At 52.3% G+C, this 14685-nt stretch carries 9 protein-coding genes and 1 pseudogene; 2 read left to right on the top strand and 8 right to left on the bottom strand.

The window, feature by feature from the left end:
• Positions 1-370: 370 nt before the first annotated feature.
• A complete protein-coding gene (locus RYC17_RS06495) occupies positions 371-1969 on the top strand; it encodes a glycoside hydrolase family 28 protein (RefSeq protein WP_058399685.1) in 1599 nt (532 codons plus the stop codon).
• A 168-nt stretch (positions 1970-2137) separates the two neighbouring features.
• On the opposite strand, the pseudogene RYC17_RS06490 reads toward RYC17_RS06495, so the two are convergent.
• From RYC17_RS06490 to RYC17_RS06465, 6 genes and pseudogenes are all read right to left on the bottom strand, one after another.
• Positions 2138-2341: pseudogene (locus RYC17_RS06490) on the bottom strand (filamentous hemagglutinin family protein); the annotation flags it as partial.
• 392 nt (positions 2342-2733) lie between these two features.
• A complete protein-coding gene (locus RYC17_RS06485; RefSeq protein WP_264674875.1) occupies positions 2734-2859 on the bottom strand; it encodes a hypothetical protein in 126 nt (41 codons plus the stop codon).
• 714 nt (positions 2860-3573) lie between these two features.
• Complete coding sequence (locus RYC17_RS06480) at positions 3574-3930, bottom strand: hypothetical protein (RefSeq protein WP_080396154.1); 357 nt, start codon at positions 3928-3930, stop codon at positions 3574-3576.
• A gap of 368 nt (positions 3931-4298) precedes the next feature.
• Complete coding sequence (locus tag RYC17_RS06475; protein WP_316902654.1) at positions 4299-4751, bottom strand: hypothetical protein; 453 nt, start codon at positions 4749-4751, stop codon at positions 4299-4301.
• A 745-nt stretch (positions 4752-5496) separates the two neighbouring features.
• Positions 5497-5853 (bottom strand): hypothetical protein, encoded by a 357-nt coding sequence (locus RYC17_RS06470; protein WP_058399682.1) that lies wholly within the window; start codon positions 5851-5853, stop codon positions 5497-5499.
• On the bottom strand, positions 5850-7271 hold the full coding sequence (locus RYC17_RS06465) for a CdiA family toxin C-terminal domain-containing protein (protein WP_316902653.1): 1422 nt from the start codon (positions 7269-7271) through the stop codon (positions 5850-5852). The genes RYC17_RS06470 and RYC17_RS06465 overlap by 4 nt, the downstream gene beginning before the upstream one ends.
• Before the next feature lie 192 nt (positions 7272-7463).
• On the opposite strand from RYC17_RS06465, the gene RYC17_RS06460 reads away from it, so the two are divergent.
• Positions 7464-7622 carry a hypothetical protein gene (locus RYC17_RS06460; RefSeq protein WP_158510003.1) on the top strand — a complete coding sequence of 53 codons (159 nt, stop codon included), beginning with the start codon at positions 7464-7466 and terminating at the stop codon, positions 7620-7622.
• A 49-nt stretch (positions 7623-7671) separates the two neighbouring features.
• On the opposite strand, the gene RYC17_RS06455 is transcribed toward RYC17_RS06460, so the two are convergent.
• Together RYC17_RS06455 and RYC17_RS06450 are read right to left on the bottom strand one after the other, a co-directional pair.
• Positions 7672-8079 carry a hypothetical protein gene (locus RYC17_RS06455; protein WP_080396151.1) on the bottom strand — a complete coding sequence of 136 codons (408 nt, stop codon included), beginning with the start codon at positions 8077-8079 and terminating at the stop codon, positions 7672-7674.
• Between the two features lie 9 nt (positions 8080-8088).
• Positions 8089-14685 (bottom strand): DUF637 domain-containing protein (locus RYC17_RS06450; protein ID WP_316902652.1); only part of this gene is annotated, 6597 nt, incomplete at its 5' end.

Raw genomic sequence — 14685 nt, 5'->3', positions numbered from 1 at the left:
AGCGCGAAAGGCAAGTTTACACCCGAAATACAGGCAATAAAAAAGCCGGAAACCCTTATCAACCAAGGCCCTCCAGCTTTACGCATACATCGCCTGACAAAGGCTGCGCCATGTGCAATCAAGCATATGGCTGATATTCAGTGAATATCGGCCCGACTTCTGAAGGCGCGCCGATTCTAACGCCAAAAAACCGATTTACCAGAAGTTTCTGGATTGGCTACCGCCGATGAGAACCGTTCTTGAAACCGTCTACGGATGCACTAATCGCGGAACATGACAAAGAAATAATTTGTAGCGCCTTTCTATTTGACACATCTCTAAAATATCTTGGCCGACCCAACATGGTTACTCACTATCACAGGTCTCATAGATGCCAGGTCCCCTACAATTCGCCATCAACACTTTTCGGCAGACCTCCTGGATGGCCGCTTCCGTGGCCATGTCACTGACTTTCACCCTGCCCGCGCAGGCGGCCAGCGAGGCAGCCGTGGTGACACCATGGGGCACCATAAGCGAGCCACCCAGCCCACCAGTCTGCAAGCAACTTCAAGCGCACCTGACTCCCAGAGACGGTTCGCTGGACAGCGCTGACACTTCGGCGCTCGACTCCAGGCCTGACCAGGAGAATATCCAGAGTGCAATCAATGGGTGTGCTGCCGGACAAGCCGTACAGCTTGTCAAAGGTGAAGGCGACAACTCGGCATTCCTCAGCGGGCCTCTGCAATTGAAATCCGGCGTCACGCTCTGGATAGACGAAGGCGTAACGCTGTTTGCGTCACGTAACCCCAAGGACTACGACAACGGCAAAGGCACTTGCGGCGTCACTACAATTGCCAATCAGGATGCCTGCAGCTCACTGATTTCGGCCAAAAACACCCACTCCAGCGGCGTCATAGGCAAAGGCGTTATCGATGGTCGCGGCGGCAGCCTGCTTACCGCCGGGGCGAATGCCAATCTGCGCAGCTGGTGGGACCTTGTTTACCAGAAGACCTTGTCCAACGTTTATCAACAAAAGCCGCGCCTTATACAGGTCAGTGGCGGAACGGACTTCGTTATCCAGGGGCTGACGCTGCAAAACGCTCCGGACTTCAACATTGTGACTGACGGCGTGACCGGGGTGACTGTCTGGGGGATCAAGATTCTGAATCCAAGCCGGGTCTACAGTGTAGAAGGCTACCACTGCCCGAGCGGCTCGACGCCCGACCAGAAGACCCCAGGGACCTGCTTTACCCCGGAAACCGTGAAGAACACCGATGGCTTCGACCCCGGTCAATCGAACAAAGTATTGCTGGCCTACTCCTACATCAGCACAGGTGATGACAACGTAGCGATAAAGTCCAGCCGGATCTCCGGGAGCCGGGACCTGATGTTCGCGCACAATCATTTTTATTATGGCCACGGCCTGTCCATCGGCAGTGAAACCAACGGCGGCGTACACAATGTCAGCGTTGTGGATTTGGCGGCAGATGGCGGAGACAGCCAGGACGGCATCGGGCTAAGAATAAAGACGAGCGCCAAGAACGGTGGAAAGGTAGACGGTATCCGTTACGAAAATGTATGCATGCGCAACGTCAAATTCCCGCTGGTGTTCGACACCAACTACGGCAGTGCCAGCGGAACCTCGTACCCCGATCTCAGCGACATCACAGTGAAGGGCTTCCACTACCTGAACAGTCCGCGATTCGGTGGCGGCAAGATGACCTTCGCCGGTTACAGTGACAATGGCCATAAACGGCCGATTCTGATCACGCTGGATAACGTTGTCTTTGACGGTACTCAACCAACCTTCACAGCGCTTACCGCCACCCACTTCACAATTGGCCCAGGGCCGGTAAGCTTCTTCAACAAACTGGTGCCTTCGATAAAAGACGACATCACGGTGTCCGGCAGTCCAGGTGACGGCGCGCCGGTCGATTGCACGGCAGCGTTTGTACCGATGAAATCAGTGGTGCCTTGGGCTCCGTTTTAACGGACGTTTGTTGTCGGACAGCGCTGCGGGGGCTTGGAGTTCCCCGCAGATGGCTGTTTGGTTATGGATATCCTCACGGGAATAATAAAACACCATGAGCATATGAATGCTGGAAAGCTGAAATCAGCCACTGAACAGGATGTTGCTGACTTCGGTCGGGACGATGGTGACGTCGCGGCTGGCCTGGATGGTCATGTAGCGGCCGCTTTCCAGCACGCTGCCCTTGTTGATGACGTCGTCGTTGATCGCGGTCAGTGAGACATCATGGCCTGTGATGATGCCGCCAGCAGTGTTGATCAGGTCATTGCCCGCGAGCAGATCGAGCCGGTTACCAGCTTCTATCAGGCCGGCGTTGACCAGATTGTTACCGGCAATCAATGCACCGGTCGGGTCAACTCAACGATCGTGTTGCACTCGGTTCCTGCAACCGCCCTTTGATCATATTTTTCATATCACGCCAGCAGCCTTATATTAGCTCGAAGGCTAAACAGCACGCCATTTCACTTGACGCGCTAACTATATCATTCACTCTGCAAAACCAATCAATAGTCAAAAAATCACTTTACAAACGTATCAATATCACTCAGTGCACCCTCTATCTGCCCTGAAATCGCGCTATCATTTAAATGATCACGAAAGGCCGTAATCACCCTAACTTTATCTAGTTTCTGATGAATTCTAGCGACATGTCCCAGGCAAGTTGCCGACAACCCCCTAATATCAGGATTGCTACTTTCAAGCCCATCCAAAAACTTTCTCTGCGCTCACTCCCAGTCTGGATCATAAAAAGCAATTGACAACAATGCCTCACAAACAGATTTTATTTCCTTTGAGTCCAAAGCTTTTTCAACAGTGCTTCTGTCATAAACAGGAGAATTTTTATAACTCATTACCTATCTCCGCCAATTAAAACATCACCTTTCCGATCGACCATGCCTGCCTACTGCAAAGCCCGTTGCCTATCTGAGTCCAAGTCCCCCCAAGCTTGAAAGGACATATTCAATTTTTGTAGGTCAGACCAAGCGCCACTGAGTGCAGACTGGGTTACACCAATGCCGCCATCCCCTCCTGCAAATTGTTCTAATGCGTGATTTGAATAGCTAGTGATTTGTGTAGTTGCCCTGGCTCCAGCGGCCTGCTCAGCAGCCATCTGCATTATAGGTCTAGCAGCACTGGCCGCGCTGCTCGCTCCTGACTCAGCAGTAGAGGGAACGCCTTTTGGACCAACTCAACTTTTGCCTTTGATATGATTTCGCCACGGCACAAGCAGCTCCTCCAGCAAGACTCGATCAATAACACCATCATCAATGGTACCCACAAAAGTAGTACCTAACTGAAACTCAAAGGAAATATTTTCTTTTTCAGGTAGTTTTTTACGGCACGAATTAGTTCTTACACCTCATCTAGATTTTTCGAGCCCATATTAATAGAGAGTGTATTTTGCTGCAGTGCTGAATAAAGCTCTAATATTCTACCCACTACTTCTGCGCCCCTTCATCTATTGGGCCAATAAAGGTTGGCGGGGGCAATGCTCCATATTTGTCCAAGCCCGGGTAGCCTTGTCAAATATTAGTTCTACCGCACCACCTGCCGCTTTTGCATCATCAAATTACTAATATTGGAGACACACCAAACTTTGTCGTCAGAACATAAGATTCCAAACCATTTAAATCTGGAACAATCACCAAAGATCCCACACCTCCAAAATCAAGCACTAATACTCCCCCCGCATCAAGAAATGCATTCTCAATTTTATGATTCAAAAAATCAAGAAACAGTATACCAGTAGCAACTTTCTCACCGTGCCCCCACCGCTCGCCGTGTTTACTATTGCTTTTAAAAGGACACTGAATTAATAAGGTCACTCCATTTCCGAAAATAAGAATCTGCGAACCTACACCAATAGTCACACCTGTCAGCACTGCTGACCTTAACTCCGCCAAATCTGATTCGTTAATCATATTTTCCTCTTAACGTTTAGGCAGCACGGTATTAGGTGGCAGTGGTACATGCGTATCTCCCCTTGCACCAGTTCCACCCGTGGCCGGGTTTATAGGTTGTCCATTTTTCACCGATATCCAGTAGCCATTCTCCAGACCGGGAACTGGCGTTGAGCCTGAAGGCATCAACCGAATGTATGTGCTGCTTGGAGCACTTGGGTCGGATCCCGGTGGATAATATATTGTACTGCCTTGTGTTTTACCTGGACGACTCACCCAGCCGGAGGAATAACTGCCCCCTGAGGAGGATTCGATAGAGGTTGCAATTTTGGAGGGATTTTGGGACCAGGACTGATGGAACCTGTCTCTTTTGCACCGAGTAGTGAATATTAATCAATCGACTCGATCTGGAAAACTAAAGTAGAAAAGTCGACTACCTCAGTACCGCCACTACACTCCAATTTTTTTATGCAACCCTCCTCATTTATTACAATTCCTGCGTTCCCAACCCAAGCCTGCACGATATCGTTCACACGCCATACATTCCAGACCTTTAGCTCGCAAGCTTTTTTGGACACCACCGTAAAAAAAACTGACTCCGGGCTAGTATCAGACCATAAAATTATTTCAGAGTGACGCTGGTTATTTACTTCTAGCTCGCCCTTTACCACTTTTAAACGCAGTCCAGACACCAGCTGTTTAGATAATTTCAACCTTCGAGCCAAGAATCTGCTTCGGCCTGCCCTAATCTTTTTTTGAAAAATCGGGTGCGCAAGCCCCTCAGCAACTTCAATAGGAGCCCCTCGAGTCCGCTGAAAAATTGAAGACAGTGTTTCCGTCATTTATCAATATCCTGGCTTTCGGTAAGGATCGACAGCGGCGTGATCTTGCGGCCAACGAGGAACAAAGTCTTTCCCTCCATCCCGAGCAGGAATGGGTTCGTGACTCAACTCCACCTTTATCCGCATTATATCGCTGCGGTGCGAGCCCTTTACTCATTCGATCAAGGTTCTCTGATCCATATGTACTCGCAGCATCGGGAGCAGATGCCTCGTTTTTCCAAAACCTAGCCCGGACAGCAGACCAAGAAGGGTCGTGACCTTTAGCCGTTTGATTATAAACATCATCACCAACCTTCCATCCTTTCTTCACGGGCGGACTGTCGATCTGGGCAGATGCTTTTGCACCCAGTGTACTCGTACCAACGGATGATCTTCCGCCCAGCAACGTCATCCCTGCTGCAGCCATCAGGTCGGTAAGCAGAGTAGCACGCTCTTTTACATCTGTTATTGATCTCCCCTTCTGAGCATCGAGCCAGCTCGTGTCTTTGAACCACTGATCAAGCCCGGCCGTTTCCTCAGGTGTCAGCCATCCTTCCTTCACGTTTTTGGCGTAAACCATCTGCTTATCAGAAACGTGTACTGTGAAGCAGCCGATTATAGGACGTAGCACTACCGGCCACCCACGATCCTGTCTGTAAGCGTGTCGTGGTAGGTACTTACCCTTAGTAAGCTACAGCTCAGCGCCGAACATTAATTCAACATCAAAATAACAATGAGAGCTGACAGCTGGATCTTTCTCACCAATTCAAAGTCCATACTTAATTATGAGGCTAACCACCTCATCAGCTTTTGTCGGTTCTTTATCAGCAAGGGCAAGCAAAGAATCCTTTAGAGCTTCGCGAACGATTTCAGCGCTGTAGTTCATGTGCGCCGGTTCTATCCCACTAAAGTTGACATCCGCGGAGAAATCATAGGACTCATAACCAACCTCATTTCTCAAAAATTCAAATTCCCAGCCCGGGTCCCCCAAAAGCCCACTGCCATGTGTAAAAAATCTCTTTAAAAGCTTTTCCAAGCTGACATCAGAATAATATTGTATAGCGAACCAGAGCACCCAGAACAATAAGTCCCTGTCGTCCCCCGGAAGCTTTCCCCACTTCACTTAACGACACCGACTGGAAATGCCGTCGGGACATACATTTGCTCACTCTTGATATTTATCGGAACCTGAAATCTAACTTTACCCACAACAACCTCCTGCAATGAATTACCTGTTACCTGATACTGAAGCAGCGCTTTGTAAGCAGCTTCATTAGCCATATTTGGCATATCTGGATATGTTTTTGGATCATACACTGTCTTTACTGCATCTTTTGTAGAATTCGGCAGCTGATATTCGACCTTATAGATTCCAGGAGCAACCTCTATTTTCGATGAAATCGTCCCTGAATACTCAGTTAGCGCTTGCATAAAACTATCCATATCATGCCCTCCCGATATCTGCTTCCCTGAGCGAGTCGCATCTACGAGATGATCTTTCAGATCAGGCCGAACAACACCACGACCAACAAAATCGGCGTCTGGTAAAAGATTATCTGGTAGCCCAAGGTTGGTACCACCTTTCACGCTAGCCTCAGATTGAACGCACTTACCCCCAACCCACTTGACCGCAAACCCACCAATCTCTGCAGTGATCAAACCACTGACGACGTCAAATATCAACCCACCCGCCTGCTGGTCGGATTGCGCCAGTAGTTTATCGCCTACTCGCTCAAGGCCTTGGGCTGGGATCGGACTGGCAGCCCAATCCAAACCCGAACCGGCTGCAGACAAAATGTTCTGCCCGACCCCTAACGTCGTATCAATAGGGTTACTGACAAAATTTACGACACTGTCAGCAACTTTGCCTGGCCATTCTACGGCCTGTTTGATGGTGCCAAGGCCCCGTTCGGAAAGCATATAACCCAACGTTTTCGCAGGGGCGTACCCATCAAATGTGACCTGACTCTGATCTACACCTTTGCTGGCAAAATAATCGTCGAACAGAGCCTTGTTGTATTCGCCCAGAGTCCAGCCGCCATCTTTAAAAGATTGGAGCTGAATTGCACGTTTACGCTCTTTCAGTTCGTAGTCTCGTGCCTTGTCCAGTTCATCCGTTTCACGAGTGACCTTCGCTTGGCAAGCACCAACGTCACCACCAGCCGTCGCACAGGCAGCCCGAGCCTTATCAGCATCCCGAATCTCAGCGTGTGATAGCCAGTTGTACTGGGTAGCATTAGCGGATACGGCAGCAGAGACGCCGACATCCGAATTCCCAGCGGCAGCGCCTAGTACGCCGACAATTTGCGACAAAGCAAGAAGATTGGCCTGCGCCTGCTCATACTCGGGCGTTCCCTTGACAAGGTTTGACGGAAGTAACTTATCCCCCAGCAATCCGACCAACACTTCGTTTGCACCACCGGCAATAGCTCCGGCGCGGAAATCACCACCCATGGCTTCGGCTAGCAGGCCACCCAGGCCTGCGTGCAAGAGAATCTTGGTAATGCTTCCTTCAGTTAACTCAAGATCTCCTATCGCCATTGCCCTTTGGCGCCACCGATGCTGGCCGCTGTAGCGACTGCCGAACTGGCCAGGTTATCCTCAAAGCTCCCGCCGTAGATTCAAGCCTATGAGTCCGGCAAGCGGCGTATCCAGGTAGCGGCGTTACCAGAACTGGCCCGACTCCTTTCGACCACACTTGAAAAGCTGTTTGGTCAGCAGCAGGAAACCACTGTGCGTAAGCGTGGACCTGCTCCAAAATGGCAACAGCAACTGGAATCTATCGACCAGCTACCTAAAAGCCAGCAGAAATTTGTTGCGCAGACGCTCGATGCCCTGATCGCTCAGGCCACGACTAAAGCGAGCAGTGAAGGAAGGGAAGTTTTGCAGTAAGCAGATACAACAACACCGGCGCAGGGCCGGTGTTGAGGGTAAGCAGTGTTCAAGAGAACTCTATTTTGCAATCTGACAGAGGGATCGAACGACCATCGGAAATAATAAATTGATCACCTTCGATTCGGGCCAACAGTAGACCAAGACCTTCTGCACCGGCTTTGATGTCTTTTCTCCAGCCGTCAATATCACCGTGATATACGACAGCATGAAAGAGCGGGCCATGTCCCGGTGTGATGCTGCATCCAGCTTCGTTGATCCCACCACTAGTTGCATTCGGAGGTTCAGCAAAACACGTTATTTTTTTAAATTGTTTACGAAATTTACTTTTCCCATCATCAGAAAAATAAATAGCCTCCCTAGTGGTTGCACCATCCGTCCCAGGAATGACTCTCGCATCAGACCTTTCTAGCTTTCCGCCTAAAACCTTCTCCAATTCTTCTATTTGGTTAGCCAAGATATCACCTCAGTTTTTCACTGGCGTCATTACAAACTTAAAGTTTTTAACGCCTGCATCAGTAAATACTTTCGAATAGTAACTAGCCAACTCTGGACTATTCGTATGATAAATAACGCCGCCTTCGAAACCGGATGAGTATTTCTTCGCCTGATCCACCATTTTGGTCTGCTCAGCGGCCGACCAAGGCTTTGAGCCCACTGGGCTAGCAGGATTTCGAAGAGAGCTGCCCCAGTCCTCTACAAATTTAGCTTCAACAGCAGTCCGCTGCCCATTAACAATAGTCACGTTGTCCGCAACACCGTTAACACGTTGCCCATTGATAACAGTTGTGTACTGACGCTCCGCATAAGGAACACTACCGTATAGATTTCGAAGACCACTTTCGTAGCTTTGAGCCTTATCAATTGCCCGCGTACCACTGACAACCACAGGACTAGTAGTTTCTAGAGCAGTCCCTGCACCTTTTGAACCACTTGCCCCAAAATACCCGTCTGGCAGCTGACAAGGCCCGGTATTATGCACCCATGTCTTGAGCTTCCCAACATAGAACGTATGCCCTACATCGACCGTCAGGTTATACGTTTTACCCACTGGCAAGTAAAGCTCCAGTGACTCGACTTCGGATGACGTGTTCTCGCTGGCGCCATCTGCCAAAGACTGCAGACGGTCGCCTGGTTTCAGGTCGATGACCGGGACGAAGCCATGCTGGGCCGGCACGTAGAACGGGTGACCCGGCGTGACCAGCAGGGTTTCATCTTCAGCCTTGCCGTCTTCCTGTTTACCTTTGAGCTTAAGTCGATAAATAGGCTGATCGGTGCGGATATGTGTCGCCAGGATCGCTGCCGCAAATGGCTTGCCGCCGCCCTCCGGTTTGCTCCAGACGATGTCACCCACTTTGAGCGTATCAATGGCGCGCTCGCCATCTGGTGTGGAGACCATCGTTCCGGCCGCGAAGCAGCAAGGACCGTCCATCACGAACTTGCGACCTGCCCCGAGCTCTGCCAACGTCTTTGCCCGATTGGCTGGCAAGAAGTTCAGCGCGAACTCAAGATCACTTTTCGCACGAATAGCCGCACTCGCCGCCGTGTTGCCCTGCATATCGTAGATGGTCGCCATGGCCTCTTTGGTCTGGCTTGCCTCCACGCTATTCATGAAGGAACCCCATGGGTTCTTGCTCAAACCCATTAGACCATTGGCGGCCTGCTCGCTAACCCCTGCAGGATCACTCATAAGCGCCCATGCCGAACCGAAAGAATCCGACAACGCGCTGCCGCTACCTTGGGCAATCCCGGCTAAAGTGCCGGAAAGGGAACTCAGAAAATCGGTGTTGACCGCAAGGTTTTTTTGGTAAAAGTTAGCGTATTTGTATCCAGGATCACCTGCGTACAGCCCCTGCATGTTGACTGCGTTGATCGACGCATCTGCATACTCAGCGGTGTGGGTATTGCGATAGTCGGTGATGAGCGCCACTGTTTCTGCTGGCGTATAAGATTTACTCCCGGCCGCTACAGGAACATCGCCTACCGCTGCATAAGTATCAGCCAAAGGAGAAAGCGCGATACCCAGATGTTTCAGCGTCACAGCATCGGGGACGACACCGTTCTCTGCGAGTGCACCATTCCAATTTTTATCGGTGTAATAAGCCAATGCCTGTGCTAGGCGTTTCTCGGCCTCGGCCGGGCTGATGTTGGCTTCCTGAGCCAGGCTCGCGGACTGTTTTTCCAACAGTGGTATTTCGTCCGGGTGCAACTGTCGGTTGTATTGATCTGCCATGGCCGAAACCCAGGCAGCTTTCTCGACATCTCCACCTGCCAATCCTGCCGCTGCCAAGCCGACGATCTGCGCAGCGGCCTGACGATATTCTGGGCTTGCTTTGAATACATCATTCAAGGCACCTGCCATTGCTTGACTGGCACCAGCGGCAACGGCGCCAGTGGTGAAGTCGCCGCCGGTTGCAGAGGAAACTGCGCCTCCCATCAAGGCATGCAAGGTTGTTCGGCCTATACCACCTTCAACCCACATGGCCTTTCCTGTTACATCCCCGGCTGTAGTAGCTTCAAGAAGCTTCTGATCTGCAAAACTTCCGACCTGATAAAACCCTATGGCCGCAGCTACGTTGCCTGCCTGACTGACCAATCCGTTAACCAGATTGCCACCCAAGCTACCGCCGTTGACCGCAGTATTGATAGCCCCCGAAGCCAGACCTTGCGCACCGGCATGAACCGCAAAGCCACCCACGCCTCCCCACGTGGATAGATCGAACCCCTTGGTCAGATTGTTGAATGGCTTAGTACTACCGCCCAGTTGTGGATCAATGACGCCGGCGGTGAATCCCGCGGTAAGGCCTGAGATGGCAGCGCTTTTTAAGCTATCGCTACTAAACGTATCTTTTAAGGCTGCCCCCAGATTGCCTTTGTTGTTGATCGTGCTCACAACACCCTGAGCAGTTATTGACGTTAGACTGGCAACAGCAGCCGCGTTTGCCGCAACACCGATCGTTGCAGCCGTTGTCCCAGAAATACCAGCAGCGAGTGCTGCTCCGTTAGCAGCAGAGCCTGCTGCCGCACCCGCTGTAGCGAATGTCCCAGCCCCGGCCGTCAACACCGTAACGACAATAATGATTGCCAGCATTGCCCCTTGGCCGAGGCTTGAATTGTTGTACTTGAACGAATCATGTACCTCTTTGATCTGACGCCAATCCACATCACCGCGCTGCTCAGCATCCTTAAGCCACGCCAGTTGCGGGTCGGCCTTGACCATTGCATCAATAGTCTGGCTAACGCTTTGCTGGTCGACTTGTTTGATGTCGATTTTCAAGCCTTCAACAGCGCGGATCGCTACTTCGCCTTTGGCCACCAGCTCACTCTGACGCAGGGTTTCGTCGGTGTTTCCCTTGCCTTTACTCGAATTCCAGGCAAGGTCACTTTTGCTCTTCTCATGACTCTCCTGCTTCAGGTCCTTCACGCCCTCAAACGTAACTGCACCACCACTTTCAATCGTCAGGTCTTTACCGCTCTCCAGCTTCGCGGCCTGATACTTCTGATCGCCTCCGCTCGACAGCAGCAAATCACCACCAGTGGTAATTTCACTGCCGATGTTTTTCACATCAGTGATTTCGTCACGCTTGGTTTTCTTCGCCCCAAAACTCCCCTTCTTCTTTTTGTCATACAGCGAATAATCACTGTCCTGCGCGGCCAGAATGTCCAGATTCTCACCGGCTACCAGATACGCCTCTTTACCCGCAGTAATACGGCTGGAGATCACGGAGAGGTTCTGGCCAGCCTGCAAGGCAACGCTGCCTCCCGCTTCAAGATCGGCGGCAACCTGGCTGACGTGGTCTTCCTGACGGGTCAGTTTTTTGCTTTTGGACAGGGAGTGTTCTTCGTCCGCCGCAGAGCTGATGGTGAGGTTTTCGGTCGCGGCCATGGCGATGTCGCGTTTGGCGTCGATCTGGCTGGCGATTACGAAGATGTCGCGTCCGGCCTGAACGGTCAGGTCGCGTCCGGAACTGGCGGTGGAGCCCAGTTGGGTGATGTCGCTGCTGTTGTGTTTGCTGTCCGAGAACAGGCTGTTGGTGACTTCGGTCGGGGCGATGGTGACGTCGCGTCCGGCCTGGATGCTCATGTCACGACCGCTTTCCAGCACGCTGCCTTTGTTGATGACGTCGCGGCCTGCCGAGATGCTCATGTCATTGGCGGCTTCGATGCGCGCGGCACTGTCGGCGAACTCGTTATGTCGCTGACCGCGCGCGCTGTTGTCCATCGAGGTGATGCTGCGTTCGTTGGTCACGTCGCCGTTGATCGCGGTCAGTGAAACATCGCGACCTTTGATGATGCCGCCAGCGGTGTTGATCAGGTCATTGCCCGCGAGCAGATCAAGCCGGTTACCAGCTTCTATCAGGCCGGCGTTGACCAGATTGTTACCGGCAACCGCTGACAGGTTATTGGCCGCACGCAAGGTGCCAACGTTGTCGAGGTTCTGGCCGGCGATCAGTGAGACGTCGTTACCCGCAATCAATGCCCCGGTCGGGCCAAGGCGATTGTCGGCCTGTGCCAGATACAGCACCGGCACCAGCACTTTCTCGCCATTCACTTCGTGCTCTTCGAGCCAGACGATGTCGTGGGTCAGCGCTGCGACCTGTTGTGAACTCAGCGATACGCCGACAGCCAGGTTCAGTTGCTGTTTGCTGGCGATGGCGTTGTTCATCAGGTACTTGAACTGCGCCTCGTTGGAAGTCTGTCCATCGATGAAGGCCTGACCAGTGCGGGCCACGACTGCCTGCTGAACGAGGCGTTGTTCATACAAGCCGTCGCCCAAGCGCTTGGCGCTGACTTCCGGGTCGTAGCCCAGACCTGCGAGCAGGTAATCCGAGCTCATGAACTGCTTGAGCTCAGTGAGCACCGGGTTGGTTTCGATCAGGTATTTTTGCGGTTTGGAAACGAAGTTACTGCTGGGCAGGCCCTGCACTCGGGTAACGGTTTGTGCTGCGGCAGCAGCGACCGGGCTACTAACCGTTGCAGTTACCGGGCGGCCCTGAGCGTCGGTTACAACTTGACCGGCACTGTTGATACGCGAGCCTTGCACCATCCCGGCATTCTGGGCCGCCGAACTACCTGATCCTGTGGCAGTTATGACCGGAAGACCTGTCGAACCTGCATTTTGCACAGGCAGCAAAGCACCACTTCCCTGATTACCTGTCGCGATACCGGTGACACTGTCGACGCTGGTTACACCTGTGGAATCAGACGTATGGCCCGGTAGTACAAATCCGCCTAGGGGCGCGGCACCTGGCGCGCTGGCGTCGAAGGAGGATGCATTGGCACTCACGCCAGCGCCTTGTCGTGTCACCGAAGCAAGCTGGCGGGTGGCGTTGGATATCTGGCTAACCGAGCCGATCTGGATGGTGCTTGCCTGTGCATCGGAAACGGTTTGCTCGCGTTGAGCGACGGAGACCGCCGCGCCGCCCATGGTCCAGCTTTGTGGCAGGCCGACGGGTTGGGCGACAGCGGCTGCGGTGCCGGTCTGGCCGCTCAGACGGAACAGTCCGTTCTGTCCGGTGGGCAGACTGAAACCTGGCAGGCTTAGTGGGTTAACTTGTTGTTGGGCCAGGTCGGGGGGGAGCTGGGCATTGATCCTGATAACTGTGGCGCCAGTGCCGGAGGTACGCGTGTCCTGAACCTTGCTGGTGCCTGCGCTGCCTGCATAGTCTTGGTGAATGACACTGTTTTGCAGATCCTGTTTGGCATTAATGGATACATTTCCGCCCGCTTGAATGACTGCACTGCGTCCGCCGTTACCGCTGCCATCTTTTGCGACTTCAACGTCACTGATAAGTGCGTAGCTTTCCAAACCTGCAGGCAGTTGTACTAGATTGTTACGGTCATATTGAGACTGCGGGCTGGTCCCACCGTAGCCATAACCGGTGAGCGTATTGGTAACTGCCTTTCCGGTCGACTTGTCTTTGACCACCACCGTTTTAATCGTGCCACCATCACGCCCTGGCTCACGTGTCGTCACGGACGAGGCAATGCCCAGGCTCAAGCCACCAGCCGCATCAACATAATAAACATAGGGGAAATCAGGGTTGTTGCGCTGATTGTAAGCAACTACCTGAGGCATGAACCGGTTGACCGTACCGTCCGTTACCCTGCCGGAATTATAGGTACGTGTGCGCTCGATACTGCCACTGACAGCACCCAGGTTTTTGACACTATTGGCCTGAATGTCGATGTTTCCCGTCGCGCTGATGGTGCTTTTACTGTTGAGGAAATCACCGCCTCTGAAAACGAAATCGCCTCCAGCGGTCAGCAGAGAGGAGGCTGAGGTGTCGTTATCCTGCCCACCCTCGTAAAACTCTCTAGCGATGTAATCAACATTGTAATGATCGCCACTGCAATCATTACAAAGTACGGCGATAAATCCGGAAACCAGCGTACGACCTACAGCAAACCCTTGAGCGCCACCTGCGTCAGAGGTACGGTTAGTAAAGCTTCCTGAATTGATGGTGAGGGTCCCGCCACTTTCTATTGACCCGGATATATTCGAAACATCATTAGCCTGAGTTCCGCCACCATAGCCTTTGATAAATAGCGCTCGCTGACTGTAAAGGTCACCGTTCTGGTTGGTGAAGCTATTAACACTCAGCGTTGTATCGCCGCCGCTAAAAATCAAACCTCGATCATTAGTGAGGGACGGCGTTGCAAGCGTCAGGTTTTGCGCGGCGCCCAGGGTTCCGTAGTTGGCAATGCCACCAGCATTCACGACTAAATCGCCTGCTGAGGTCAGGCGTCCGCTATTTGTAAGTTGGCCACCAATATTGATTTCGCTGTTACCACCACTCGTGATGCTCGAGGCGCCGTTCAGATTCAGTTGCCCAGCAGACAGATACATACCACCGACACTAGAAGTCCTACCACTACCGGTAAACGTCCCGCCAATACGTATTTCTACCCCGCCATCACTCGCAATCAACCCATCATTCGTCCAGTTCCCGCCACTCCCGCTGAACGAATTCGACGCCAGCAATTGCCCGCCCGCCGTCTGATTCAAGGTGCCGACATTCACCGTCAATCGCCCGGCCTGAATAACGCTGCTGTTGGTCCA

Source organism: Pseudomonas syringae group sp. J248-6, from assembly GCF_032586995.1.
GTDB lineage: Bacteria > Pseudomonadota > Gammaproteobacteria > Pseudomonadales > Pseudomonadaceae > Aquipseudomonas > Aquipseudomonas amygdali.
Note: the sequence above shows the minus strand (reverse complement) of the source record. Positions and strands in the feature narration are given on the sequence as shown.

Excerpts from the sequence above, each read along its gene's own strand:
- RYC17_RS06480 (WP_080396154.1), bottom strand. The coding sequence starts at position 3,930 with ATGATTAACGAATCAGATTTGGCGGAGTTAAGGTCAGCAGTGCTGACA.
- RYC17_RS06465 (WP_316902653.1), bottom strand. The coding sequence starts at position 7,271 with ATGGCGATAGGAGATCTTGAGTTAACTGAAGGAAGCATTACCAAGATT.
- RYC17_RS06475 (WP_316902654.1), bottom strand. The coding sequence starts at position 4,751 with ATGACGGAAACACTGTCTTCAATTTTTCAGCGGACTCGAGGGGCTCCT.
- RYC17_RS06485 (WP_264674875.1), bottom strand. The coding sequence starts at position 2,859 with ATGAGTTATAAAAATTCTCCTGTTTATGACAGAAGCACTGTTGAAAAA.
- RYC17_RS06495 (WP_058399685.1), top strand. The coding sequence starts at position 371 with ATGCCAGGTCCCCTACAATTCGCCATCAACACTTTTCGGCAGACCTCC.